Raw genomic sequence first — 26,737 nt, forward strand, 5'->3', positions numbered from 1 at the left:
AACACAGGTACAGGACTTCAGTGAAAAGGCACTTCCCCAGCATTGCTAGTTGACAAGTCGTGGCTGCCTTGCCTGCCATGTCGGCTACTCGGAGTAGGGGGTGAGGCGAGTGTCTCCGGCTACGACGAGAGCGTCGACGGTGCGCTGCCAGTCGCTGGACAGGCCTGCTTCGTCGGCGGCCGTTCTGATTTCTACGAGCCAGTTGGTCAGGCTGTAGCACCGATCGGCGACCGCCCCGGGGTCTGTGAGCACTGCGCGCGCAACCCACGGCACACCGATGCAGGCCTGCTCGGCAATGGGGAGCGATGACGCGACGAATCGGACGAGGGCATCAGCGCAGGTGGATTTCCCGCCCGCGACGTGAAGCCACCGTTCTACTGTGGCCTCCCAGGCGATCGGGTCCCACCAGACGATGGGTTTTCCGTTGACTCCGAGTGCAGGTATGTCATTTCCCCGGCAGGAGTGGGTAGCAGCGCGGCGAGGGTGTAGTCCCTTCCCTGGAACCTCGTGAACGGTGTGTGCCCCGCGTCGTGGGCGTCGATGACATTCGCGACGAGGTGCGGCCAGACGCGGCGGGCGGTGTCCGCGCGCTGTTCGTCTTCTTCAGCGGCTACGCTGAACGCCCGCAGCGTCTGATCGAGCAACGGAGAGCTGTCCACGTAGGCGTCGATGTGGCTGAAGATCGCGTCGTCGTCTTTGAGGGTGAGCAGAGCGCGAGCAGCGACAAGGGAGTGGGTGCCGCGATGGTCGATGTCGCGTTCGTGAGCGAGCAGCGCGCGCCGCTGTGCGCCGAGCAGCACGTCGAGCAGGGCGCGGGCGTCGTCGGACACACAAATGCCCGCGGCAGCAGCAGGTCCGAGGCCCCGGATCGCCGCGTCGAGCCGTGATACGTAGACGCTGTCGTCGGATACAGCTTGCAGAGTGTCGACGGCCGGGTCGTTGAGCGTTTCCATGGCGTGCTTTTGCAGCTCCATGTTCCAGGGGCCGAGGACGCAGTCCCGCATCATGTCGATCGTGATGCGCAGCGCGGCACGGTGCGGGCACGCGGCATCGTGTCTGCACGGCGTCGCCCACAGGTTGTCAAGCCCGCGTGCGAGGAACAGCCTCGTTTGCAACACGTTCGCGTGTGCGAGACCAGTCACGGCCGTTCTGCTCGCGCGTAGACGGCTGCTCCGTCTGCCCCGTCGAGGAGGCGGCGCACGTCGTCGGCTTTCGGGGTGAGCAACAACGGCAGGACGCGGGCCGCACTACGTTCCGCGCCTTGGGAGAAGTACGGCGCCTCAATGTCGTGGTCTCGTTGTGGCATGTCGCCTTCGCCAACTCGCAGCACGATGTTAGCGGCGATCTTGAGGCTGTCGTCGGGTAGCGGCAGCCCATGCACGAAGTGCTGAGTCAGCGCGTAGGCCGCAACCGCGGCGGACGCGTCCCAGCCCGACGCGTCCAGCTCCGGCTGGGCGTCGAGCAGCGTGACCGCGGAGCTGAGGTCGGCGACCAGATCCTCGGTTGTGATCGGTTCGGCCGTCCCGTTCTCCTGCTTCACGTGGTACCGGACGATCAGCCGCATCGATTCCTGACTCCGCAGAACCCCGCTCATCCCGGCCGACAGGACCGCCGTCACCTCGGCTGGCGGGTGGCTCTCGATCACAAACCCGTCGTCGGTCTCCTGCACCGAATAGGTTGACCTGTCGAAGCAGGTTGCCCACGCTCGTGCCGTGCTCAACTCCAGTTCCGCGGCGGCCGCCGGGACGCCGTCTCCGAGCTGCTCAAGGTGACCACGAACCTTCTCTACAAGCTGCTGTCCCACGAGTCGCAGCTCCTCAGCTCGCTCGGGGCCAGCAGCGAACACCAACGACGTCGCTACTTCGCGCAACGACCATCCCCGCCGGTCCGCGCCCACAATTCCTTCCGACGACGCCCGCAGCCCACCGTACTCATGCACGACACGCCCGAATTCGAAGTGCCACACGTCGGGTTCGGCGAGGAACCGATCGAGCAAAGTCCCGGCCTTGTCCAGGTGCCGGACAAGAACGCCGACGACGAACCCGACCATGGCGACGTTGTCGCAGCCGTCCAGCAGCATCGGGATCACGACGTCGAGCGGCACGCCCAACTCGACGATGTCGTCGCACACCCGCTCCAACGCCTGCAATGCGCTCATGCACGGATACGGCCCAACACCGGTTCGCCGGTACCAGTTCCACGTTCCGGCGTCCCCGACGTACACGTGCGGCGCACCCGTGATGCCCAGCTCGATGCGGTACTGGTCAAGGTCGGAGTCCTGCACCGGCCCGTCGTACCAGTCATTCCCCGTCAGGGTCCGGGCCCGCACGGTCGCGGCGTGGTTCAAGATCTGGTTCAGTATCGAGACGCCGTTACGGAAGTCAGTCTGGAACAGCGGCATGAACGGCCCCCGGTACCAAGCCGCCATCTGCGCTCCAAGACTAAATCCTTGATGCCCACGCACACCTTCGTCATAGCTGTGACTATGGATTCCGTCTTCTTCCTCGTCCAGGTAGTACGCCAACACCATGTCGGCGAGGAACTCCTGCCGGTACCCCGCCAGTGCCCGCCCACAGAAGATGCCTTCCAATGCCGGGGCCAGGCGCTCCGGTGCAGCGTCCGCGATACGTCGCAGAATCGCTTCGCCGTCCTCCCTCAGGTCCGGGCCGAGCAACGCGACCAGTTCTACCACCGTCTCGTCAGTGATCTCGGCAGAGATCACCGGTCGCTGGCGACGACGCCGGCTCCGCGGGTGCCCCCCATCTCACCGAAGATCGGAACGTTCTTACGGGCCTCCCACATCGCCGCCCGCTGTTCATCGGTAATCGCTGCGCGCGCTTTCTCCTCGGCGCGAAGTCGCTCGTCAGCGGCAGCGCAGAACTCCATCAGCCGGGCACGCAGCTGCTCCCGCAGTGCATACCCCGCTGGCGCATCGGACCCGACCAGTGACCGCAGCCATTCCAGCAACAGGGTGCGCTCACCCTTGCTGGACTGCCACGGCGTCTCGTCCTCCAGCAGCAGCTCCACCAGCGGCTCCACCGCCGGAACCCGCACGAACGTGTTCTCACCGCGCAGTCGCTGGTCCACCAACCGGATCAACCGCTGCACCCCGGCCTGGCCGGCCGCTTGGAGCTGCGGCCATGCCTCCCGCAAAACCGGCCGTGGGTCTCCGAGGGTCAGCAGCGCCTCTCCCGGCACATCCGTCCACCGCTCCCCGTGCCCGGCAGCGACCAGCTCGTCAAACTTGTCCTGCCACCGCACAAACCGACCCGTCGTCGGATTTGAGGCGCTGCCCGGGGCGACAAACAGCGCCTGACACGCCAATAGCGCCGCCCCCAACGCCCACCGCGGCACCCCGGTATCCACCAGACCCTTCACCGGGTCGCCGTTGGCGAGCAATAGCCGTGCCACGGCATACCGACGCACCTCGTCATGCGCGAACTCCGGCACTGGGCAGAACGGGTTGTCCTGCGACGTGCGCAGCAGCCGTCCTTCCTCAACCCCGCCAGTGCATCCGGGTCGATCGACGCAGCAACGTCGAGCTGATCGCCGCCCTGCAACTCCTGGCGGCAAGCAGCTGCATGGCCAGGTCACGCGCATCCGGATGCCCTGGTCCGTGGCACCGTTCCGTCGAACAAGGCCAGTCCAGACCTGCTGCATCGCGTCAAAGTCGCTGAACGGCACGCCCTGCACTCCGCCACGAATCAGCAGATCCACGACCACCGGACGCCGCAGCAGCTCCCGCGACCGCAGGTTCGCCGCCATCGGCTCAGCTCCCCGAACTCGCCCACCACGACATCGACCTGTGAATCCGTCAACGGCGGCACCGCCACCTCGACCGTGCCCTGGCCATCAATCCGGCCCACCATGGTGTCGGCCACCAGCTGGTTCGCGTCACTCGCCGTTACCGCCACCACCGTCACGTCCGCTACGACCGCTGCGTCCACAATGTACGTCAGCAGGTCCTGGGCTCCCTCAGCGACCGCATCCGCCCCGTCTACGACCAGCACCCGGGTCGGCGCGGACATCTCCGCCAACAGATCCCGCAGCGGCACCCCCAAACTGCCCTCGAACTCCAGCACCGTCCGCTGCAGATGGCGCAGATTCATACACACGATCTGCGACTCACCTTCGGCCCCATCAGCACCAGCGGCGTCCGCCCGATCATCGGCGGTCCCCGGCTCGTCAGCTGCCTTCGCTACCGTGTTCATCGTTGTCAGCAAACCGAGCGTTGCCGCTGACTTCCCAACGCCCGACTGGCCGTGCACAACAACCCCGTCCGCCGACCCGACCGCCGCCGTCAAGCTGGCCGTCACATCGTCTCGGTCCACCCGAACCCGACGTGCACCATCCGCCGACACGATCTCGTCACCGACCGCCGCCTGCGCCTGCTCACCCAGCAGCTCAAGCGCCCGCCACCCGGCCCGGTGACGGCGAACCGACGAATCCAGCAGGTCGTGGACAGCCCGCCGCAACATCGACGCGTTCACCAACGCGGCCGACGGGGCCCAGTCATCTGCCAGCACCAACAGCCGGTCCCTCAGCGATATCCCCCCGTTCAAGTCGCGGCGACGGGACGCAGGGATCAGCAAGTTCGCCAACGCCGACCAGTCCGGATCGTCCGCGCTCTCCACCCGCGGCATCAACACCACCAGCCGGGACAACAGTTCCCACGCATGCTGCTCAACGACAGCCGTCGACGGTTCCAACACCTCAAGATCAACCAGTGCCCGGCGAACCAGCCTCTCAACCTGCACCAGCCGGTCACGCACCTGCTTTTCGAACTTCTTCGGCGTCCGCACCAACCCGAAGAACCCCTCAGCATCCGACTGATCAGCTGCAAGCCGAGCCAGAACCGCCAACTGCTCCGCATGGTCCTGCGGACCCGCGACAGCCAACCCGAGCCGTAACTCCGGCCCGTCCGCCGGCATGTTGCACAACTGCTTCACAAACGACCGGAACAGCCCCTGCGACTTCTCATCGCTGTCCACCACGTTCGGCGTGCGCCGCGCCGCCACCGCCAGCACGAGCGATGGCTCGTCCTCGCCGTCTGCGGCCGCCCCGACCACCAGGTCGTCCACGGTGAACTCAGGGGCCTGCTGAAAGGCCACCGACACAACCACCCGGCTTGGCCCTAACCCGTCCGCCCCGTGCCCGAGCAGCAGGCGTGCCAAGTAGTCGCTTGCGACTTTCCGCTCGAACGTCACACCCCCGCCGCCGGTCGACACCGGACTCGCCCCAGCCTCTGCCACCGCCGCACTCCTCCCGCATCGCTGCTCTCACGCAGCCATGCACGAATTACAACGCTGTCCGTGTTCAATAGCCAGCACATCACCATCGAGCCGCCGATGAGCTGGGTTCGCATTTCCAAAGTCATCACGACGCCCCAGTGCGCAACAACGCAACCAAGATTAGAAGCGGCCCACGACACAGGCTACGGGTGGCCGATGCGCCCAGTTCAAGTGCCGGTCAACGGCATGTTCAAGCTCATTGACTCACTTGGCGACGTAAAGGAGTCCATCAACTCGGCGCCTGCGAGCGGCGCAGAAACGACTAGCCGCTGCCTTGACCAGCCATCTGGGTCAAGGCAGCGGCCATCCAAGTGACGTGAAAGACGTGCACCTTCTCGGTGCTGGCCGGGAGGTCAGTGGGGTTGAGTAGCACCGAAGGAATGTCCGTTGGCCTCAGCCGAGTCAGTTGCAGGCGAGCGGAGGTCATTCAGCTCGTCGGCTTGGCTGGGGTGGCCAGTGGTGCGCAGCATCACCGACAGCAGCCGTAGGAGTTCGTCGGTCTGGCCCGGGGTCAATGAGGCCAGTGCGGTCTGCAGTGTCCGGGCTACTTGGACCCATAACGTGTCCGGATGCCACTTGTTGACTTCGGTGACGACGTCCTCTGCCTGGTCTGCGTTGGGAAAAACACCTAGCCGTGAGGAAGCGTTGAGCATCAGGAACAGGCGCGCTGAGGCAGGGTTGTCGAAACACTCCTGCCGCAGGAAGCGCATGGTGGCGGCAGCCTGCCTGCGTGCGAGTTCGTCCAGCTGTGCTTCTCGCCGCTGTTGTTGCAGATCGAGGGCGGCCTGATGGGACTCGGGCGGCACGGACAAGGCTGCGGTCACTGCAACCACGATGTACCCATCGTTGTCACAAGGGAGACGCCGGGAAAGGCGATCGTTGAGGTCGTGCTGCGCGGCCTGTCGCCGAAGCACACTCCACTCTCCTGCCACGGATTTGACCTGGTATCGCACCCAGGCCGCGGCCTGCCAAATCGCCGCCGCTTCCGGATCCCCGACCCGGTCCGTGGAATCGTCCCCGCCATTGTCGTAGGTGTGACTACCCGGCGGAGCCGTGCTCCACCGGGAAGCACCGGTCAGTCCACGTGAACGACCTCCGTCAGCTGCATCCGCACGGACAGTTATGTGGATCCGTACTGCGAATTCGACGTCCGGTTCGTTGCTGTCCACACGGTCGGTCCAACTGTGCTGGAGCACGAGCGGCGCTGGGCGTCTGCGCCACCAACTCATGAGCTCGTCTCCTCGGAGTTCTCCGCAGTGGACCTCGAGCGCAGGATCTGCATGGTGTCAGCGACATCCGCGTCAAGCTCGGCGGTCAGCTCCTGATAGAGCGCTCCGCGTTCGGATGAGCCCTCCGCCCAGGTTCTGGCGATGCCACGGACAACGTCGCGCGTGCTGCGGTCAAGTGCCGAACTACCGCGTACGGCGCCACGCAGTACCTCAAGCACATCGCGACGCTGGCTAGCAAGGGTCACTGCAGTGTTCAGCCACACAGTCACCAGTTCAGTGCTCGCGGGTTGTTCAGACTCGGTCAGATAGGCACGCCAGCACTGGCTGAGCACCCTGTGGTTAGGGCCGTAGTCGGCGACTCGTGACAGCAACGTCAACTCGCCTCCGCACTGCCCGGCTGATGTCTCCGCGGTGTCCGGAGGTTGGGTGCCCTGACTCTCATCACCACGCCCCACATCACCTGTGCTGGGAGCGTCAGCTACGGCGAGTTGCGCGAAGGCGACACAGCCGGCCTTCCGATGCTCCTCGGAGTTGCACCACTGGGCGATCTCTGCCATCAGAGTGGTGCGTGCAGAGGATTCCTGCCAAAGCTGGGCAATGACCTGCTCAAGGACGGGCTGGGTCTGCTCGTCCAAGTGCCTGCCAGCATGTTTGAGTCGAACCAGGGTCTTGCTGGTGTACCTGTCGGCGAAAGGCCCCGCGCAGACCGCCAGTACCGCGTGGGCCAAACCGATATCAGCGGAACGCGCCCAGTTCAGCAGAAGCTTGTGCACATAGGCACGATGCTTGACCAGCGGTGCGATGTCCTCGCCCACCTCACCAGGATCGGCCTCCCGAGCGGAAGCGACGGCCGACACGACGTCAACCAGTTCGTCCCACAGGTACCGTTGTCCTTGCTTGCCTCGCCAGGCTTGGGCGAGCTTCTCCAAGGGGGCGTCCCGCTTTTGGCGTGCGGCCCATCGCAACGCGAAGCGCACGATACGCCGGGCGACGACTCGTCGCTGCTCGTCGGTAACCGACTCCATCGCCTCGCGGGTCCTGAAGTCCGGTGCGCTCGCCAACCATTCGATGAATTTGTTCCGGGACAGTGGCCGATCCAGCCAGAAGTACTCAAGGATCGCGTCAGCCCATCCTGGCCGGGGGAAGTTGATGCGGTCATCGGGCCTCAGCTCGCCACCGATCACGTCGAGCATCTGGATGACCCCAGGTGCCTCCTGTCCGTCGCTGTTGGAAGTGCCGCTGCTGCCGGCGAACAGGTTGTTGAGTCCAACCGCGCCGTAGTAGACGTGCGCAACAGGAAGACCATCCATCGCAGCAGCAGTCACCTGGAAGTCGCGTTCAAAGGCTGTGCGTCCTTGCTCGCGATGCCACGCCAGGAGCTGTCGCCGCCACTGTCCTCGCGAATCCAGAACCATCGAGATCCGGCGGGCAAGCAAGGTCCTGGCGTCAGGGGCACCGTCAGCTGATTCAGAAGGCAACCACTCTGGAGGAGTCTCCTCCGCTGCCAAAACCGCCTCAACCAGGTCCACGACTCCGTTCATACTGCTGCAGCTGAAGGCCTCAGCGATGTCGGTGTTGCCAAGCCACCCCTCGATGTCGATCCCAGGCATGCGTCCGACCAGATGCGCTCGTGCCACCTGAAGAGGTGCAACCTCCTCCAGCAGATCACGTGCGGAGACCCAATGCCGGGGCTGATGAGCACCGATGCGGCGCCACTGTTCGGGACGCGTCAGGACGAACAGTCGACTGTTCTGGTTGCCCAACAGTCGGTCCAGTTCGGGTAGGCAATCTCCGAAGCTGTCGGATACCCGATAGCCGTCCTCATCGATAGGTATCTCCAACAGCCATATTCGGCGCCGGTCTAGGGGCAGACGCTTGTCGGGGAAGTGCGGCGAGCCACCGAACTTCAACCATGCCACGTCAAAAGCACCCTCACGTGGTTCCCTCGGCCCGGACGGTTCGTCTCCTCCGGGCGCAAACGGGTCGGATGCCTTGCTTGTGGTTTCCCCTGGGGTGGTTTCACGGTGTGGCACCGTTCCTGCGGTGCCGGCATCGATGTCCGTCTGGCTGGGGCCTGAAGCTCCCAGGAACGGTCCGTAGGGGCTGGGCTGCACGGCAGGGGGCGCAGTCTCCACAATGGTCTCGTACCCAGCTCTCCGCGGGGCGAGGCCGGCGAGGTGGGCGGCGAGCACCTCGGCATGCGTTGTACGACCAGCGTTCTCATCGAGGTCGAAAACTACGATCCGCTGCTCCTGCTCCACCCTGGCCCGCAGAGTCTCGAAACCAGCAGGTTCGGCATACGTCTCCAGCAGCCGTTCCAGACGACCCCGCCGTATCGCGACGTCGTCGAGCGGTAACAGACCCCTGTTCTCGAAATACGAACCGATGACGGTGCCGCCGGACATGTCATCGATCTCGATCGACGTTTCTACCTGTGGTGCGTTCGACGAGTGGGGTGCCGTGTCGGTATGCCGATGCTCTGGTGCGTCGGGCACTCCTGCAGACGCCGCACCTCCACCATCAGAGCCGCCGATCGCACCGTTGTCGACCGTTTGCGAATCGAGGTCGCTGCGGTCGCCCTGGTCGTAACCGCCGGTGTGCCCCGTATGCCCCTTGGAGAACCAAGGACCGCCTGCAGCACTCACCGCTGGCCACCAGCCCGGTATCCAGTGACATTGCCACCGTCATGGACTGTTCCGAACCGCTGGCGGACATGAGTCGAAGTCCCCGAGGAAGGAGCGTCGATTTCGGCACCGGTCATGGTGCCATGCACATGGTCGGCCTCCTGATCAACCTCGATCAAGGAGCGCACGGCGGCCGGCAGGTCGACCGGGGCTCCCTCCAGTTGTTCCAACGCCGCATGCGTTCGTTCGAGGGCATCGACGAGCAGCTGATCCTGCGGGTCCAGAGGAACGCCCTTGGCGCGGTAGACCTCAAGCACCCGCATCGCACTGGTCAGCTCCCGTTCCGCCTCCTCAGCACGCGCATCACCAACGACGCCACGAGCAGGCGCGATGACGTCGGTAGGGATGCGTTCAACCGCGGATCCAGTGCCCTTTATGGCTTCATAATCACCAACGGAGGAGCTGGTTGGTGACGTGTCGCTAACCGCTCGGCGCTCGGCTCTGCGGTCGAGGGCAGCGTTCCCGCGGTCGAACAAGAACTTGATGGCGTACCCCAAGCCGACAGCACCAAGCGAAGACAACGACAGAGGATCCATGGAAAGATTACTCCCGGACTATTCACGGACCGATGGTCACATCATCGACCTGGACATCCGAGCACATCCCGTCCACCCATGGACCACCTTCCGAAACCAACCACTCGAACGTCGCAACGAAGCCCTTGCACGTCACCCGATCGGCAGGATTGATCTGGATCGCCCCCCCACATGCACCCCTTGCGGAATTATCCAAAATTAATTCAAAAAAAAATTCAACCAAAAGCAGAAAAGCAAGACAGGTATTTGCGAATTCAGCGCAGGATCCGATTCGGAACCATGTGCCTTCATCTGCTGCGATCTACAGTCCAGCACCTCGATCCCTGAATCCCATCGCAGCGCGTGTTGCGACAACCACGCGTGGCTTGGGCTCCGTACGCGGCGCCCCCGTGGCTTCCTTATATCGCGGGGCAATTTTGTGCACTGCGACGCTTCCTGGATGTCCTGGTACGCAGAACCTGGTCTCGCATCACTTGCGGCAGATGAAGAACGTCGAACCGGTGTCCTTCAAAGACGCTCATGGATTACTTCTGCACTGGGCTCTCGGCGTTGTTGACGCTGCCGCTGGTGACGTCTTCGAGGGTCCAGTCGGGGCCAGAATAGACGATCACCAGCCCGTTCGTGTGGAGGTGATCGGCCAGGGCCGTGTCGTTGCCGCGGGTCACACCTGCGAGACGGGTGCGGAGGGCTTCTAGGAGGTGGTCTTCCCGGACATAGGTGTTCTTCATACCCACTGCAGTTTGGGTGCGGGCGCTGGTATGGCCATGACGACAACGGTAGCCGGGCCGGTTGTGTACCCAGTGCGCGTCGAACCGTCGATCACACACGCCACACACGATCAGCCCCGCCAACCGATACACCCGCGTATCCCCCTCCTTGCTCTTGCGAGCAGCACGCATGCCCTGGATCGACCGGAACGTCGCCTCATCAACCAGGGCGGTGTGTGCGGGCGCGTTCGACACCACCCACTCCCGCTCCTCCATACGTCCCCCGGCACCGCCACCGCGACGAGCAGCACCCGGGTAACGCAGCGTGCCGTGCCGATTCCACACCTGCACCCCGGTGTAGCGCGGATTCTCCAAAATCCCCGCGACTGTTCGCGCAATCCACTCCGTCCCCGAACGATGCGGATTCCGCGCCCGATCAGCACCCGACGGACACGGCACTCCACGTTCGTTGAGTTCCCGGGCGATCCCCGCGACGCTGCGCCCCGCGGCACGCTGCTGGAAGATCCACCGCACCCACGGCGCCGTGACCGGATCCGGCTCCAACCGATGCAACCGACGACCCCACTTCGCGTGAACGCTATTCGGATGCGGGCCCGCATCCACCAGGCGATACCCATACGGCGGCCGCCCACCCAGAAAACGGCCCTGCCTACACACCTGGGCGCGCATCGCCGCCAGCACCCGGTGCCGGGTCCGTAGCACCTCCTGCCGCGACTGCGACCCGAGCAACAGCATCAACGCCTGATGCGCCGGATCACCAAGATCCACCGGACCGCCCGCCTCCGGTAACCACAGCTGCACACCGTGCTCTGCCAAGGCGGCCAGCACGGTCCGGAACTGGTCGCCGTAGAACGCCCGCTCGTACTCACCGATGACCACGGCATCAAAACCACGCTCCGGGCTCTGCGCCGCGGCCAGCAGCGCCGCCGCGTACCGCCGCTTCGACCAGGACCACCGACGCGAGCAACCCACATCGAAATACTCAGCCACGATCACCCCACGACCGGCGATCGTCTCCTCAGCCACCTCGAACTGCCAACTAAACGACGTCTCCAGGTCCTGGAACTCCTTCGTCGACATCCGACCGTAAAAAGCGAACCGCACCAACGCCCCACCGCGACCACTCCCCCGACGCCGCGGCCGACGGCGGCCGGACGTCCCAGCTGGGTCTGTTTCCTTTACCTCGGTCACTGCGCACCCCGCATCCAACACCGCCCGACAAAGCAGTGTTGGAACGCCGGCACACAACGCTTCTGACGCCGGCGCAGCTCAACATGACCCGAATAGCCTCCTGCCCACGCCGAAAGGACCAACGCACCCCGCCAGCCAACAACGCCTCCCCGCGCGGCAAGGCGCGTAGCCTGCAGAAGGCGCACCTGCTACGATTTTGGTGTGATTTCCCCAAACAAGGGAAATTTCACCACCGCGGGGGTTCAAGTCCCCCCTCGGACACGTCGAAATCCCCAGTGCAACACACTGAACTGGGGATTTTCTCGTACCGAGCGCGAGCCTCTCAGACCAGCAACGCTCTGACCTGCATGTTTGATCGTGGGGGTTCAAGTCCCCTCCAACACTCTCACTGTTCACCCCGCCCCACGGCTCGATGGAGACATCAACCTCGCGGACCGGGTGCTTGCGTATCACGGAACGCCTCGGCGACCGCCCTTGCCGTCGTCGTACTCATGCGGGTCGCAGACCCGGCACAGGAAGCGCTCGATCTACGGGGGATCGATTAGGTGCTCGGCCAGCCACTGCGTCCGCGGCGAGCCGTCGGATTCCGGGACGGGTGACCATCGCGGTGCCCGGGACGGTCACCAGGTCGCTGTGCTAGATCTCCTGGTTGGAGAAGCCAGTGAGCGGGTAGTGCGAGCGTAACCGCACCTGGTTGCGCAGCGGCGACCGCATGGTCCTCCGGATCGACTCGTAGTCCTGCAGCGTTGTCATCGTCCTCGGTGCCTTCCATGATGCGGTCGAACTGGTTCGACGGCAGTGACTGCTTGTCGTCCCCGGCTACTACGAGGCGCTCACCGCACTTTCTCACTAGTGTCCATGAGGACGTCCGCTTGACTCGAACGGCCGAACTTCACGCGAACTAGTTGAGGACCGTCCTTCGTGATCTCCATGCTGGGCTGCTGTCAGCTTATGTCTTGGCGGTGCGGAGGGGGACGTGTGGCAGGTCGTCGAATCGGTGGCGCTGGCGGAGGCTCGGATCCAGCTCCGCGCAAGGGAAATGCCGGAAGCCTCGTCGTTGCCGGCACGCTCGCCTTCGCACTCGCGTCGGGCAGCGGTGCGATCGGTGCAGGCTTGTCCGTCACGGCGGAGTCTGCAGCAGGTGAATCGGCCGTGAGTGAATCCGCGAATACGATGGTGCGGAACACCACGTCACGAAATCTCAAGGCGCACAAGACAGATGCCAAGCGGTCGGTTCGGCAGGGACGGGCAGACGACGCCTGGCAGCGGATGGGATTGCGCAGGTTGCGGCAGTCCCGCAAGATTCCAGCCGCCGATTGCGTTGCGCACTCGTTCGGGGAAGTCCGTGAGTTCCTGGTCCGCACTCCGTGCAAGTCGCTGGACAGGATCGTCTTCGTCGTCGGCGACGATCAGGGCAACGCGGCTGTCGTTTCTGTGGCGTGGGTCGAGTTCCGCAACCGCAGTACTGCCTGGAAGTTCCAGCGTCTGGAGGACCGCCACGGCACCGGCGACATCAGGCCGTTGGGCAGTTCTCTTCTCGGCATGCACGATATCGAGTTCACCGGCCACCACTACAACGCAGAGCCGAGGGGAACCACGCTCACGATCGCAGAAGCGGAAACGATCTCCGGCACCTACAGTGCCGACGACCTCGACACCATCACCGAAGTCGCCGCACTGCTCCCTCGCCCGTGACCGGGTGAAGGCGTGTTCTAGTGCCCGCGCCGGAAACTCTGAAGTTGTCGGGAGGTGTGTATGCATGGGCGCTGATATACCGGGCGAGGAACGGAGCGACTGGGGGTGGACAAAAATCTGATAACCGTCCGGGATCACGGGACGCCGCCGACTGCGCCCCGGGACCCCGAGATCGAACGGCTCTCGAAGGCCTTGAACCTTTCGCTGATCTCGTCGTGGTCAGGGTGCACGCGGGCAGGGCCGCCAGGACCTCGGAGACGATCAACGGTCGCGTTAGCCCTACTTCTGGCTCCCGGATTGCGGATTCCGATCACGAGGAGGCGTTGAGGTACCGCTGTGGCTGTCGAAATCTTCGAGGATGTCGTCTGCCCTCCCCCGAGCCGCCTGTGCTTCTGCAGGGCGACCGCTCGCGTCGAGGGCTTCACCCAGATCGTGGAGCGTTTTGGCTTCTTGCCATAGATTGCCGATTTCCCGATGAGATCGCACGGCGTCTTGAAGTGCTCGGATTGCCTCAGTGAGCTGTTCGAGTCGCAGGTAGGTTCGACCGAGGTCCGCCAGAATTGTTCCTTCACCCCAAGGGTCGTCGATCGTTCGGTAAATCTCCAGTGCCTCGCGTAGGTGTTCGACAGCTTGGCCTAGGTTGCCGATGTCACGGTGCACTCTTCCAAGGCCGCGGTAAGTCATGGCAGTTCCCCATCGATCTTTGAGGCGCGACCAGATCTGGATTGCCTGATCGAGGTGCTCCAGCGCGTCGTTGTATTTTTTGGTGCTCCAATCGACGTCACCCAGGCAGCTGAGGGCGAGGGCCTCACCATAGGGATCGTCGAGTCGTTGTGACATGTGCAGTGCCCCGGTGAAGTGCTGGCGGGCGTCTGCAAAGCTCCTGAAGCTCGTGTAGGCGACACCGAGACTGTTGCTGATCCAGGCGAGCCCACGGGCGTCGTTGTCCTTCTGAGATGCCGAGAGGGCGACTTGGTGGCTGTTGATCCAGTCGTTCCAGATCTTCCGCAGGTGGTAGTAGGGGCGGTTCGAAGCCGCGATCTTCCACGCGAGCCGATTTTCACCTTCTTGCGCTGCTTGTTGGACTGCGGCGAGGAGGTTCGCACGCTCGGTCTCATACCAGTTGAGCGCCTCCGCGTGGGTGGAGATCGGGGCTGTCGTGTATTGGGTTCGCTCGCCGCTGTCGATCTGGACGTGGCGACGGGCTGGGCCGAATAGCCGGGCTGCCTGGTCTGCGTGATGCAGATACCACGTGAGTAGTCGGCGAACTGCGTCCTGTCGCTCGTGACGCGGCTCTTCGGCATTGGCACGCTCATTGGCATATGCCCGGACAAGATCGTGGAACTGGTATCGCTTGCCGTACGGCTCCTCGAGGAGGTGGGCGTTGACCAGGTACTCAAGGCTCTTGCGAGCTTCGCTTTCGGTGACGCCGGTGAGGGCCGCTGCCGCGCTGATGCTGATGTCCATGCCGTCATGGAGCCCTAGTCGGCGGAACATTCGTTGGGCCGCAACGGGGAGCGCGTTGTAGGACCAGCTGAAAACAACACGCACCGTCGAAGCATCGTCTTCATCAACGGTGAAGGTCTCCATCCGATTGCTTTCGGAAGCGAGTTCCTCGGCCAGATCAGACAAGGAGCGCTGCGGGTGTGCTGCGGCCCGGTCAGCCGCGATCCTCAGCGCTAGGGGCAGACTGGCGCAATGGTCGATGAGAGCCTCCGCTCCGGCGAGATCATCCTCGACCTGAGAAGAGCCCAGAATTCGTCGCAGCAGGTCGAGCGCGGCATCGCGGTCGAGCACGTCGAGTTCGATGCGGTGTACGTCATCTCGCGTGACAAGACCGGACAGCTTGCTGCGACTGGTGATCACGACCGCGCACCGACCCGAGCCCGGCAGCAGAGGCCGCACCTGCGCGGCGGTGCGGGCGTTGTCCAGGACAATCACCATGCACCGGTCACTGAGTATCGAGCGGTACAGAGCTGCTCTACTGTCAAGATCGAGCGAGATCCGTTCGGCTGGCACGTCAAGGGCTCGCAGGAAGCTATCGAGCACGTGCTCTGGCCGTAGTGGTGATTCAGCGTCATAACCTCGCAAGTTGACGTACAGGTTTCCATCTGGAAACCGTTCACGGACCGAATCGGCCCAATGCACGGCAAGCGTGGTCTTACCGACGCCAGCCATCCCGGAGATGAGCACGACCGGCAACTTCGTGGCTTCGAAGTTGCCGACAAGCAGTCCGTCGAGCGCACCGGCTTCCGCGCGGCGACCACAGAAGTGTCTGGTCCGCGCGGGTATCTGGCTTGGAGCCGGCCACCGGCCAGATCGCGAGTGAAAATGGATGCCCCCACTGATGTGGCGGGCCTGCACGACATCACGGGCGGTGCCTGACAACGAGTTCCGAGCCTCCACCAGTATCGCCCCGATTCACGTTACGTCTTGCGCCAGTCACCCGGCACGGACGACTGGTGGTCGAGCCCTCATCGCGAGGACTCCCTGCCAAGGTAGGCACAAGGCCTGTCGGGCTTCAGGTGATCCTTGACGTTTTGGCTTCAATTGATCCTTGACGTCGGATCTTGGCAGGTTAGTGGTTTTGTGCGCGTTTGTGGGTGATTTCGAGGGTGGTGGTGCGGGGGACGGTGATCAGTAGGTTCGGGCCGTCGTGGACGTGGATGTGCTGGTCGTCGATGGTGGCGGTGACGAGTTTGCGGGCGTGGTTGCGGCCGATCTGGATGCGTTGGCGGGCGATCATGACACCGCCGCTGCTGGACACGATCCGTTCGACCGTGACCGGTCCGGTCGGTGGGGGTGTGGGTGGGGGTCCGCCGGGCCGGGCGCCGTGTAGGTAGGCCACCGCCCTGGTGGTCAACGGGGTGGGCATCGAGCGCAGCAGGGTCCGTTCGGTGGCGTCGAGCACCGTCATGGTGGTGGTCTCGAACCGCAGCACGACCCGTCGGCCGGCCAGTGGGAAGCCGACGCTGACCGCTTTGTTGGCCAGGCCGACGCAGCCGGCCGCGTTCACGGTCCGTTCGACCTCGATGACGGTGCCGGCCGGTTGCGCGGCGGTGGGAGCCTCGTCGTGGACCTGGCGGGCTTTGCCGCTGTGCACCAGGGCGTGCAGGTCGGAGGCGGCCAGTTTCGAGCCCACGGTCTTGATCAGGACACCGGCCAGCAGCACCCGCAGGTGGGTGGTGGAGATCCGCAGAGTGACCGGTGTCCCGGCCCGGTCGGGGCCGAGCCAGAGCTGCCTGCCCCGCACCGACATGTTGCCCGAGGCGGGCACGACGGTGTCCATCTCGATGGTGATCGGCGCGGCGGCCGGGGAAGGCCCCATTTCCTTCAAGCGCAACAGGTTCGCCGGCATGGTCGCGATCGTCGGGGCTGGCTCCGGTTCGACGAGTGGGTCAGGCGTCTGGCCGTTGATGACGTCGAGTTCGGCGGGCAGCACCAGCGGCAGGACCGCGGCTTGTTGTTCTGGTTCGCTGTCGGTGCTGGCGAACCGGTCGATCGGGCAGGCCATGTTCAGGGCTTGATGCGGGCGGTCGATGTTGTAGTCGGTGACCCAGGTGTCGATCACTGCTTGGGCGTGGGTGATCGAGTCGAACGGGTCGTGGTGGTCGAGTAGTTCTCGCCGCAGGCTGCCGTGGAATCGTTCGATCTTGCCGGTGGTGGTGGGTGAGCGGACCTGGGTCAGCCGGTGGGTGATGCCGTTGTCCCGGCAGATCCGGTCGAAGAGCACCTCTCCTGCGCGTGGCCCGCCGAACTTGCCGGTGAACTGTTTTCCGTTGTCGGTCAACACTTCCCCGGGAACGCCGTAGCGTTTCAGGGCGTGCGCGAACGCGGTCGACACCGCGCGGCCGGTGGCCCGGGCGACCACGTCACAACAGACGATGAACCGGGAGTGGTCGTCGATACCGGTCACCACCTTGGCTTCGGTGCCATCGGCCAGGAACACGCCGCCGACGATGTCCATCTGCCACAACTGCATCGGCACGGGCCGTTCCCAGCGCCGGTAATCGCCGCGTTTGCGTTTCCGGGTGGTGTGTTCCAGCAGACCCACCCGAATCAGCACCCGGTAGACCGTGGACCGCGACGGCATCGGGGTGACCTCACGGCGCTCCAGCTCGTGCACCAGCCGCCTCGGTCCCCAACCGGGATGAGTGCGCCGCAGCTCGCAGATCAACGCCTCGATCTGCCCGTCGACCTGACGCGGACAGCACCGGGGCCGGTGGGAACGGTCCGCCAGAGCGGCCAGCCCGCCCTCCCGATAACGCTTCACCCAGGTGTGCACCGACTGCCGCGAGACCCGATATCGGCTCGCGACCTCGGTGACCGGAATACCTGCCAGAACTTCCATCACGGCGTGATACCGCTGCTCAACCACACTCAGCTCCACCAGCATCAAGCCCAGGCCCTCCACCCCGAACGGCGACGTTCGGGTGATCAAACCTGTGACCAGCGGTGTCAAGCATCAGGTGAAGCCAGCGTGTCAAGCATCAGTCGAACCACGACAAGTAGGCACAAGGCCTTTGTGCTGAAACAGGCTATGTGGGTTCTCAAGCTGCTGGCTGGCTGTCAACGGCATCCTCCAGTTGGAGTTCGTGCTCAGCCTGAGATGGAACGCTTCCTGCGTGCACATCGTCCCGCGCGCTCGCGGCCCCTCCTACTTCTCGCGCCGCCGACGCTGGCGGGCGGCGCAGTGAGCGTTGCTTACCCGGTTGAGGCGTCGCGGGCTGCGCATATCAAGGGGTTCGCCGACTCTGGAAATCGTGCTGCTGCGAATCGGGCCTGACGTGCCTAGGCCAAGCGCTGGTAGGCGGCCTTCGTTTTAGGTACTCAGAACACCGGGGTTGTTGTCGGCATCGGGCAAGGTCTTGGCGCGTGGTTTCGGTCTTTGGGTGGGTCGGTCCTAATACCCGTACTTGTTCCATCAAAAGCTGCTCCAGAGTGGTAACCGCTCCAACGCTGTCTCCAGAGCGGGCCAGCCAGTGTGCGATGTCTTGGCGAGTACTCATCGTGTGGTCAGTCCCGAGAACTCGTTGCCGGTCCACCAGCAGTTCGCCCAGCATGTTGGCCGCCCCTGCCGGGTCTCCACTCTCACCCCGCCAATGCGCGATGTTGTAGCGGTTGGAAAGCGTGTGCGGATGGTCGGGGCCCTGCACACACAGGCGATCCACCAGCAGTTCCTCAAGTGCACTGATGGCCCCTGCCGGGTCTCCGCTCTCACCTCGCCAGTGGGCTAGGTTGTTGCGGGCGACCAACGTATCGGGATGCTCCGGACCGAGTACGCGCAAGTAGTGCTCCAGCAATTCCTTCTCGGCGATGAGCGCCCCTTTCGGGTCTCCGCCACGCCCCCGCCAATGAGCGATATTGCCGAGCGTCGCCAGCGTATCGCGGTTATCATGCCCCAACACCCGCATCTGATCGGTGAGCACTTCTTCCAGCCCACGCACCGCTCCCGCAGGATCCCCAGCCTCACCGCGCCAGAATGCGATATTGCTGCGGGTGGCCAGCGTGTCGCGGTGGTCGGGGCCCAACACACGCATGCGGTCGGCCAATAGCCGATTCAAGGCGGCGTCTCTGTCGTCGGAGCTCCGGGTGATGCTCTGCGAGTTGGCGAGGCTGCTGCGGGTGGCCAAGGTGTCCGGGTGATCGGCGCCCAGCACGCGCATGCGGTCCACGAGCAACTGCTCCAGCGCATGAACCAATCCAGCGGTGTTCCCAGCCATACCCTGCCACAGGATGAACCGGTGACGTGTGGTCAGCGTGTCAGGGTGATCTGGCCCCAACACCCTGGCTTGGTCAGACATGACCTGCTCGAGACCAGCGACGGCTGCGACTAGGTCTCCGGTCTCACCGCGCCAATGGGCCGCGTTGCCGCGAGCAGTGAGAGTGTCAGGGTGCTCCGGCCCCAGACGTTCCACAGCGGGGGTGTGCAGCTGCTCGAAGTAGTCGGCCGCTGCTGCAGGGAGTCCGGTGTCGCCGAGGCTTTTTCCGGCACGGAAGAACACCTGATGTACTTGCCGCTGCCACAGGTGCGTTTCGGCAACATGCCAGAGGGCGTCAGTATTGGCGCGAAGTACCTGTCCGAGGACACCGTCTCGTTCGATGATCGGCCAAGCCTGCTGCAAGGCATCGGCGGCAACGCGGGCCGCCCACGCTAGATGGCTTGCACGCATCTGGTCTCGGGTGGCGCGCTGGACGAGGGCGTGGACGCGGACGCTGCGATGGGCGCTGGCCGGATCGACGGTAACGAGGTTGAGCCGGTGTAGGCAGTGCACCGCGTCCCATGCGTCCTCGGCATCGACCTCAACGTTCGCCTTGGCGAGGTAGGACAGCGCTGCTGGGGTGGTCAGCACCGTCGCCGGGATGCCGTTGGGATCCAGCACCGCAAGGAACTCGAGCAAGGGGCGGGCAAGGCCCGCCGGCGCGAGCTGGTCGGCGACTTCGACCGATAGCGACCAGGTGGCGGCGACGGTGGCGCGGTGGTCATCTGGCAGGCCGCTTGGTTCTGGCACCAAGTCCGCGAGTTGCCTGCGTCGGTTCGAAAACCGGTGCCCGTATTCAGAGCAGGTGAGATTGCGATCGACTAGGTAGGCAGCCGCTTGCGCCAATGCGAGCGGAAGGTGGTCGAGGACACCGGCCAGCTCGCGGACACCCTCAGCCAGATGTGAATGGTCGGCAAGTTTCGCGTGCAGGTATGCGACGGCCTCCGCTGGGGTGAACAGGCCAACCTCCACCAACTGGCGACGGTGGCCAGAAAGCGCTGCGTCGCGGCGACGGGTCGTGACCAGAGTCCGCCCTGCCGGGGTTTGCGGTGGCCAAAGATCGCGCAGCTCGACAGGATCTGGTAGGTCGTCCAGAACGATTAGCCACCTGCGTGATGTTTCCGCCAACCACGCCAGGAATCGCCGTGCGTCCTGCTCCACAGCACGATCGACAGCATTCGCAGTTTCGGCGATTTCCGCCCGGGCAGCGGCGTAACCAGAGACGATCGCCTCGCGCGACTCAGCACTGATCCAAACAAGGAGATCGACTTTCTTGTGCGTCCAACATTGTTCGGCGTACGCAGCAGCAAGCTGGGTCTTGCCCACTCCGCCTAGCCCGGAAAGCACATGAGTCAGGATGGCTGTGCCGCCAGCGCCAACGGCATCGGCCAGCACAGCACTGAGGTCGCGTTCCTGATAGCAATCTGCCCGCAGGGGTACTACGCCGACCCGTCGTGGCCATGCCCCCGGCGAGGACATCTGGCTCGAGGCGGGACATCGATTCGTTGCCGAATAGTGAAGGTGAATACCTCCACTGACGTCGCGGGCCTGGACGACATCGCGGGCGGTCCCTGACAAGGAGTTCTGGGTCTCCAACTGCCCGCCTCCACGATCACGTCACGGCGCGCCAGCCATCCGTAGTGGGACCGACTGCGCCTCGTGCAAACTTCCTACTCCTATCGAGGTTGGCATAGAACCGTGTTCGGTGGAGCGGGTTCTGCGCAGCCTGAGCAAAGGGCCCAGGCCTTTTCGGCACACCCGAGATGAGCCGTCCCGACCAGAGCTACTGACTGAACTAGCAGGTCATCGACCTTTCCCGCCTGTCCGTCCGTCTGTCCCAGCAACAGCCACTCTGGGACAGACGGGACGACCCATCAAACTTCGGGACGCCGACGGAATCAGGCCACGTCAGGCAGCTGGAGACGGGTGGATAGTGTGCAAGTCCCCCTCAGACACGTGGAGGTTCAAGTCCCTAGGGACTTGAACCTTTTCTATTTGCGCTCCGGCCGGAGGCGGACGAGGCGGACAGCGGTCGTCCTTGGCGACCTCCTGCCCACATCGTTATCAGGAGCGCCTGTGACCTCGGCGTTCCCGCGCCAGTTGCGCGATCCGGTCAGCCGCGACATCGGGATCTTCGTGCTCCCACACCCGCACGACCAACCAGCCCGCCGCTGTCAACTCGGCATCCGCATCCCGATCACGCAGCACCACGCCCTCCAACTTGCGCCGCCACCAGTCCCGGTTGCTCCTCGGAAGATGAGCGTGCACCGGGCACGAGTGCCAGAAGCAACCGTCCACGAACACCGCGATGCGCACTCCGCGGAGGAAGATGTCAACCCGTCGGCGTCTGTTCGTCCCCCGCGGCGAGACATCGACGAGGAACCTCAAACCCCGCCGGTGAAGCGCCCGTCGCAGCTTCAACTCGGGCTGCGTACCCCGACGCCCGTCTTGCGCATCACCTTCGCCGTCGCAGGTGACGTAGCCGGCGGCGTAGGTCCCGGATCGACGTACTGGTAGGTGCTCATACCCCAGGCCGGAGGTCGGTGTCCGGAACAACTCCGACGATCTCGATCGGCATCGATCTCGATTAACAGATCTTCACAGCACGTAGCGCGGTATCGCATACCGACTCGCAGTCGCTTCACCAATCTGCGTCACCACCCCAACCAGCTCGCGCATACGTGGTCGAACCGCGGAGTGACCTGGGACTCGAGATTCAGACCACTGACCTGGTCGTCATCGAAAGCTCAGCACGTCAGATCTCGTAGCGGGCCCGATGCACGAGGGTTGGACCGAGGGAACTCTTGATGAGAGTGACCTGCTGGCGCCGTAGCTTGCGGCCTGCACTCCATGCACAGGACGTTGACTCCACTCGGGTTGCCTTCGAGATTCGCGCCACCCGCTCAGATCAATATTGATCGCAGTGCGCAAGATCGTCTGCGGACTCGGCTTGCCGAACACGGCGCTTCCAGAACCACCGCGTGGGCAATTACGACCGACGGCGGATAGGCGCCCGTGGCCAGCCGCTTTACTCTGCCAACCAGGACCAACCTGGTGCAGCCGCTGATTGGGGCGCTGTGATCACGGCTGGAGACTTCAGCTCGCTGGTGGCACTCCGCGCGAAACAGGGCGAGTTCACCGCTCTCTGCGAGTGGGACCGAGCGGAGCAGATCCAACTGGTGCAGCCGTTGCTGGTGCTGGAGCCCGCCTCGTCGCCGGGGAACCAGCTCGACAAGGTCGAAGAAGTCGCACGAAAGCTCCACGAACGTGGTCGGCACCTGATGATCGATGCATCGGATGTTGCCCACCTGCCCAGCTTCGGCGGCGGGGCAGCTGGCGCGTTCGGTGAACTAGCGGATCGGCTGGACGGCCCTGCTGATCTTTTCGACGACTACCCGGTGCCATTCGAGCCTGTGATTCGAAGCGATGCGAGCACCAACGAAATTTCCGCATGCAGGAATCTTTGCGACGAGCTGGGGCTTGGCTGTGCTATTCGCATACGGCCAGCCGAGGACACAGGGGAGAGCCTGAACGAACTCCTCGAACAGCTCCGCCTCGCCAACGCCGACCTCGACCTCATCCTCGATCTCCAGTACGTCCCGGAGATCACTCCCCAACTCGCGGAGCGGGCCGTCGACGCACTGCGGAGGATCGCCAAAGCCGGGCCGTTCCGCTCGATGACGCTGCTGAGCGGCTCCGTCCCGCGCACGCTCGATCGGACCTCCACCTGGGAACAACCTCGCGCCGAGGAGGTGCTGTGGCGGCTCCTGGACGAGGAGACCTCGGTCGACCTCCGGCTCGGCGACTACGGCGTTGTTCACCCGCGGCCGGGCGGCGGCTTCCGAAGCAAGCACGTCAATCTGAAGTACTCCTGCAGCGGCCGCTGGATGTACTCGCGGGAGCCCCTGGAAGAGGCGGTGGATGAGGTCGCGGCCGAGTCGGCGCGCCTCCACGCTCCGGGCGATTTGCCGCGAACTCGTGCACTCCGTCCACTTCGCAGGACCGGGGTTCTCCTGGGGCGACGAAGAGATCTCCGCCGCCTTCGTCGACCAGGCTTCGGCGTGGGGCGCGGCAAGCCGTCCGGTGGCTCTGGAGACTTCCCACCACTTCGCCTACCTCGCCGCTCGGACCGCGTCATGAACGTGCAACCGGCCCCAAGTCCGACAGGGATCTCGAATCACGCCACGCTGAGAATCAAGCTCGAGGCAGACTTTCACCCAGAAGCTGCGCACATGATCAGCGTTTCGGGTCGCACGATCACCGCAGAGCGTTAAGATCACCTTCGCAAATCGTCACGATCGGGTGATCTTGCTGGGGGATCGTTTGCGGCACATTCGCGGCAGCGCTGCCAACTTGCTCAAGCAAGCCGAGGAGGGCCGGCTGCTGAAGAAGCTCGCCGCCGCGGTCGGTGGGAAGTACGACCTGCAAGCCAACCACGGCGAAGTCGGCGCGTGGCGCAACAGCCTGCCGGTGCTCCTCGAACTGCTCTGCGTCGCTGGACTCAGCCACGTCGAGGTGCTCCTCGAACACCGGCTCCCCTACAGCCCGAAGCGGGTCGACGCACTGCTGTGCGGCCGCCACCCAGACTCGGGCGAGGTGTCCTACGTGTTGGTCGAGTTGAAGCAGTGGAGCAGCGCCGAGGCGGTGGGCAACGGGCTGGTCAAAGCGGCAGGGGTCAGGAACCTCCAGCTGCCGCCCGTCGCGCAGGTCCGCCGCTACTGCCAGCATCTGCTCGACTTCACGCCTTCCCTAGCTCGGAGGGCGGAACCGGTGAGGGCGATCGCCTATCTCCACAACGCCCTCTTCAGGGACATTAACGACCTGTACAACTACGAGTCGCACGGCTTGGTTCAGCTCTATGCAGCAGACCAACGCGAAGGCCTGATCGCGCATCTGCGGTCATTGCTAGATCCTGACCCGGATTCGCGCGCAGACGCCCAGCAGGCCGCCGATGATCTGCTGGCGGCGGAACGGGCGCCCGCAAGGACGTTGCTGAAGACTGCGGCGGACTCCTTCGAGCAGCGCGACGATTTCGTACTCCTCGACGAGCAGCAGGTTGCCTTCAACCTCGTGATGGACGCCGTCCTGCTGGCCGAGCGCGCCGGCGACCGCTGGACCTCGGAAGGCAAGACCGTGATCATCGTCCGCGGCGGTCCCGGCTCGGGGAAGAGCGCACTCGCGATGACCCTGCTCACAAAGCTCGCCCGGCACGGCAAGCGGATCCTCCACGCCACCGGCTCCAAAGCGTTCACCGAAACGCTGTGGGAACGAGTCGCCCGGGGTGATCAGCGCATCAGCAAGATGTTCGGCTACTTCAACACCATCTCCGGACGCAAGAACGAACTCGATGTCCTGGTGTGCGACGAATCCCACCGCATCCGCGGCGGACACCCGGAAAGACGTGCCCTACCGGAGTACGAACGGCGACAGATCAACTCTCTGATCGATGCGGCGAAGGTACCGGTCTTCCTGCTCGACGAGCACCAGGTCGTGCGCCCGGACGAACGGGGAACTCCGGGCAACATCAAGGCAGCCGCAGAAGAACGCGGGTACGAGGTCCAACTCGTCGATCTCGAGGGCCAGTTCCGATGCGGTGGCTCGAAGTTGTTCGACGAGTGGGTCGTGCGCCTGCTCGGACTATCCGACGAGAGACCGATCGGCTGGTCCGATCTGGTGGCGAGCACCCGCGACGAGTACGTGGTGCACGCCGCGCCGGACGCGAACTCCCTGGAGCAGTGGCTGCTCCAACGGTCCTCGATGTTCGGCGGATCAGCGAGGATCTCGGCCGGCTACTGCTGGGACTGGAACCCACCAGAACGCCTCGACGGGAAGTTGGTGCTAGCCGCTGACATCGACATCAACGGATGGCACCGCCCGTGGAACACGCCTCCCGGCGACTCTGTGCCCGATGCACCACCCGCCTCGCTGTGGGCGTCGGACCCTCGCGGCTTCGGCCAGGTCGGCTGCGTCTACACGGCCAGGGATTCGAATACGACTGGGCCGGAGTCATCTTCGGCGAAGACCTGGTGATCCGCGATGGCGCCTGGCGAGCACAGCAGGACAAGACCAAAGACCCGAAGCTGAAGCCCACCTCCGCCCTGTTCTTCGACCGATTGGTCCGCAACATCTACAAGGTCCTGTTGACCAGGGGGATGCAGGGAGTCTGCCTGCACTCCAAAGATCCCGAGACCAACGAGTTCCTGCAGCACTTCGCGCGCTAGCGCAGACCCGCAACGAGGGAGACCGCTTTTGACCAACGTGCTGATCCAACCTTGCGCGAGCCCTGTCGCACGGCGCAACTGGCGAAAGACCATCAGCGAGGCGATTCCTTTCAGCAAGGCCCCGTACGCAGCCGCGTTGACCACAGCCGAGCTCGACAGGCTGACCGAGTTGCATAGTCGTGGCGCGGTGATGTTCTGGGGACGTACCGGCTTCCACGACAAGACGATGTCTTCGGTCCGAACCGGCGACGTCGTGCTGTTCACCTGGAAGAACCACATCAGGGCAATCGGGACTGTGGGCGCGAGCTTCCGGAACCCGGAGTTCGGCGACCTGCTCTGGCGCGAGCCCGGTGACGAGGAACGCTTCCCCAACGTGTTCAGCCTGCTGGACGTAGCCGATGCGGAGCTCCACTACAGCGTGCTGTGGAACGTGCGGGGCATCAAACACGGGGACATCTTCCGCCAGGGGCGAGTGATCACAGACCTGCGGCTGGCCGATGACGTCCTCGAAGCCATCGGCGTTCAGACCGCCGAGGCCGAAGACTTCGAGACGAAGCTCAGGAAGGCCGTTGACGAAAGCCTGAAGAGCAATGTGACGCTCAAGCTCGAGCGGATGCTCAAGGAACGGACGGAGTACCAGGCGCCTGGCCGCGCGGTGCAGGTCAACCGCACGGAAGCCAGGCTCGTGCAGGAGTACGACAAGGCTCACCCGGACATCAACTTCGAGCGGGTCAGATCCTCGGCCGGGATCACCGACCTCCAGACCCCCGGCGGCAAAGGAACCGAGCTCATCGAGGCGAAGGGGGACAACACCCGCCGGAGGGTTCGCGAGGCCGTCGCCCAGCTCCTGCAGTACGCGCCGGAGAACGAGCACGAGGTGGATCGGCTGACCGCGTTGTTCCCCGCCCTACCCAACGAGGACGACATCCGGTATCTGCACCGCCTGGGCATCGACTGCGTCTACCGCACCGGACCACTGCTATTCGAACGACAGCCCGCGCCGGACACCCACCGCCAGTACATGCGCCGGGTCTGGAACGACCAGCTCGACGATTGATCCTGGTCAGGACGTCGGTGGGAAGCGGGTCTCGTTGCGCTCGATCTTCGCATTGGCGGCCTCGATCAGATCGATCCCGCACACGTCGGTCAGCCGGACCAGGTAGAGCAGCACGTCGGCTGCCTCGTCCGCGAGCCGCTCCTTGAGGGAGCCCTCTGCCAGAGCTGCCTCGGTCCCGTCGTCATCGAGCCACTGCAACTCCGCGATCAGCTCACCGGCCTCGCCGTTGAGCGCCATCGCGAGGTTCTTCGGCGTGTGGTACTGCTCCCAATCCCGAGCCGCAGCGAACGCGCGCAAACGGGAGCGGAGGTCCGCAACGCTGTCCATGCCCCCACACTATCCA

17 protein-coding genes and 2 pseudogenes are annotated in these 26,737 nt (G+C 64.4%); 5 read left to right on the forward strand and 14 right to left on the reverse strand.

What is annotated here, in order from left to right; all coding sequences use genetic code 11:
• Positions 1–374 precede the first annotated feature (374 nt).
• The 8 genes from AB0H93_RS08330 to AB0H93_RS08365 all read right to left on the reverse strand — a co-directional run bounded on the left by AB0H93_RS08330 (position 375) and on the right by AB0H93_RS08365 (position 11,548).
• Positions 375–1,142 carry a hypothetical protein gene (locus AB0H93_RS08330; protein WP_358569400.1) on the reverse strand — a complete coding sequence of 256 codons (768 nt, stop codon included), beginning with the start codon at positions 1,140–1,142 and terminating at the stop codon, positions 375–377.
• Positions 1,139–2,722, reverse strand: a complete 1,584-nt coding sequence (locus AB0H93_RS08335; protein WP_358569403.1) for a hypothetical protein — start codon at positions 2,720–2,722, stop codon at positions 1,139–1,141. Before AB0H93_RS08335 ends, AB0H93_RS08330 begins: the two co-directional genes overlap by 4 nt.
• Positions 2,719–3,765: a hypothetical protein gene (locus AB0H93_RS08340; RefSeq protein ID WP_358569405.1), complete on the reverse strand. Its 1,047-nt coding sequence runs from the start codon at positions 3,763–3,765 to the stop codon at positions 2,719–2,721. The genes AB0H93_RS08335 and AB0H93_RS08340 overlap by 4 nt, the downstream gene beginning before the upstream one ends.
• A complete protein-coding gene (locus tag AB0H93_RS08345; RefSeq protein WP_358569408.1) occupies positions 3,705–5,252 on the reverse strand; it encodes a hypothetical protein in 1,548 nt (515 codons plus the stop codon). The genes AB0H93_RS08340 and AB0H93_RS08345 overlap by 61 nt, the downstream gene beginning before the upstream one ends.
• Positions 5,253–5,644: 392 nt before the next feature.
• Complete coding sequence (locus AB0H93_RS08350) at positions 5,645–6,115, reverse strand: hypothetical protein (protein WP_358569411.1); 471 nt, start codon at positions 6,113–6,115, stop codon at positions 5,645–5,647.
• A 401-nt stretch (positions 6,116–6,516) separates the two neighbouring features.
• Positions 6,517–9,165, reverse strand: coding sequence for a hypothetical protein (locus AB0H93_RS08355; RefSeq protein WP_358569414.1), 2,649 nt, complete (start codon positions 9,163–9,165; stop codon positions 6,517–6,519).
• Positions 9,162–9,740 carry a hypothetical protein gene (locus AB0H93_RS08360; RefSeq protein WP_358569417.1) on the reverse strand — a complete coding sequence of 193 codons (579 nt, stop codon included), beginning with the start codon at positions 9,738–9,740 and terminating at the stop codon, positions 9,162–9,164. The genes AB0H93_RS08355 and AB0H93_RS08360 overlap by 4 nt, the downstream gene beginning before the upstream one ends.
• Positions 9,741–10,264: 524 nt before the next feature.
• Positions 10,265–11,548: a recombinase family protein gene (locus AB0H93_RS08365; RefSeq protein ID WP_358569419.1), complete on the reverse strand. Its 1,284-nt coding sequence runs from the start codon at positions 11,546–11,548 to the stop codon at positions 10,265–10,267.
• 1,089 nt (positions 11,549–12,637) lie between these two features.
• Here AB0H93_RS08365 and AB0H93_RS08370 point away from each other — a divergent pair.
• Positions 12,638–13,354: a hypothetical protein gene (locus AB0H93_RS08370; RefSeq protein WP_358569422.1), complete on the forward strand. Its 717-nt coding sequence runs from the start codon at positions 12,638–12,640 to the stop codon at positions 13,352–13,354.
• A gap of 279 nt (positions 13,355–13,633) precedes the next feature.
• On the opposite strand, the gene AB0H93_RS08375 is transcribed toward AB0H93_RS08370, so the two are convergent.
• The 4 genes from AB0H93_RS08375 to AB0H93_RS08390 all read right to left on the reverse strand — a co-directional run bounded on the left by AB0H93_RS08375 (position 13,634) and on the right by AB0H93_RS08390 (position 21,672).
• Entirely contained in the window at positions 13,634–15,547 is a 1,914-nt protein-coding gene (locus AB0H93_RS08375) for a tetratricopeptide repeat protein (protein ID WP_358569425.1), read from the reverse strand.
• A 385-nt stretch (positions 15,548–15,932) separates the two neighbouring features.
• Positions 15,933–17,738, reverse strand: coding sequence for an IS481 family transposase (locus tag AB0H93_RS08380; protein ID WP_358569518.1), 1,806 nt, complete (start codon positions 17,736–17,738; stop codon positions 15,933–15,935).
• A 352-nt stretch (positions 17,739–18,090) separates the two neighbouring features.
• Positions 18,091–20,595: a tetratricopeptide repeat protein gene (locus AB0H93_RS08385; protein WP_358569521.1), complete on the reverse strand. Its 2,505-nt coding sequence runs from the start codon at positions 20,593–20,595 to the stop codon at positions 18,091–18,093.
• 585 nt (positions 20,596–21,180) lie between these two features.
• Positions 21,181–21,672, reverse strand: coding sequence for a very short patch repair endonuclease (locus AB0H93_RS08390; protein ID WP_358569428.1), 492 nt, complete (start codon positions 21,670–21,672; stop codon positions 21,181–21,183).
• A gap of 551 nt (positions 21,673–22,223) precedes the next feature.
• Here AB0H93_RS08390 and AB0H93_RS08395 point away from each other — a divergent pair.
• Both AB0H93_RS08395 and AB0H93_RS08400 read left to right on the forward strand, forming a co-directional pair.
• A pseudogene (locus AB0H93_RS08395) lies at positions 22,224–22,997 on the forward strand (hypothetical protein); the annotation flags it as partial.
• A 40-nt stretch (positions 22,998–23,037) separates the two neighbouring features.
• Positions 23,038–23,256, forward strand: a complete 219-nt coding sequence (locus tag AB0H93_RS08400; protein ID WP_358569524.1) for a hypothetical protein — start codon at positions 23,038–23,040, stop codon at positions 23,254–23,256.
• Between the two features lie 117 nt (positions 23,257–23,373).
• Here AB0H93_RS08400 and AB0H93_RS08405 read toward each other — a convergent pair whose 3' ends face one another.
• Positions 23,374–23,646: a hypothetical protein gene (locus AB0H93_RS08405; RefSeq protein ID WP_358569431.1), complete on the reverse strand. Its 273-nt coding sequence runs from the start codon at positions 23,644–23,646 to the stop codon at positions 23,374–23,376.
• A gap of 651 nt (positions 23,647–24,297) precedes the next feature.
• On the opposite strand from AB0H93_RS08405, the pseudogene AB0H93_RS08410 reads away from it, so the two are divergent.
• Together AB0H93_RS08410 and AB0H93_RS08415 are read left to right on the forward strand one after the other, a co-directional pair.
• Positions 24,298–25,337: pseudogene (locus AB0H93_RS08410) on the forward strand (DNA/RNA helicase domain-containing protein).
• Between the two features lie 136 nt (positions 25,338–25,473).
• A complete protein-coding gene (locus AB0H93_RS08415; RefSeq protein ID WP_358569434.1) occupies positions 25,474–26,394 on the forward strand; it encodes a hypothetical protein in 921 nt (306 codons plus the stop codon).
• A gap of 6 nt (positions 26,395–26,400) precedes the next feature.
• Here the strand turns inward: AB0H93_RS08415 and AB0H93_RS08420 are convergent, their stop codons facing one another.
• Entirely contained in the window at positions 26,401–26,721 is a 321-nt protein-coding gene (locus AB0H93_RS08420) for a nucleotide pyrophosphohydrolase (protein ID WP_358569437.1), read from the reverse strand.
• Positions 26,722–26,737: the final 16 nt, after the last annotated feature.

The sequence above is a fragment of the Saccharopolyspora sp. NPDC050642 genome (genome assembly GCF_040654735.1).
Taxonomy (GTDB): domain Bacteria; phylum Actinomycetota; class Actinomycetes; order Mycobacteriales; family Pseudonocardiaceae; genus Saccharopolyspora; species Saccharopolyspora elongata.

Bases quoted from the DNA above. Each gene is read 5' to 3' on its own strand.
- AB0H93_RS08360 (WP_358569417.1), bottom strand. From the start codon at position 9,740: ATGGATCCTCTGTCGTTGTCTTCGCTTGGTGCTGTCGGCTTGGGGTAC.
- AB0H93_RS08420 (WP_358569437.1), bottom strand. From the start codon at position 26,721: ATGGACAGCGTTGCGGACCTCCGCTCCCGTTTGCGCGCGTTCGCTGCG.
- AB0H93_RS08400 (WP_358569524.1), top strand. From the start codon at position 23,038: ATGAGGTCGCGGCCGAGTCGGCGCGCCTCCACGCTCCGGGCGATTTGC.
- AB0H93_RS08340 (WP_358569405.1), bottom strand. From the start codon at position 3,765: ATGGCGGCGAACCTGCGGTCGCGGGAGCTGCTGCGGCGTCCGGTGGTC.
- AB0H93_RS08385 (WP_358569521.1), bottom strand. From the start codon at position 20,595: ATGTCCTCGCCGGGGGCATGGCCACGACGGGTCGGCGTAGTACCCCTG.
- AB0H93_RS08365 (WP_358569419.1), bottom strand. From the start codon at position 11,548: ATGTCGACGAAGGAGTTCCAGGACCTGGAGACGTCGTTTAGTTGGCAG.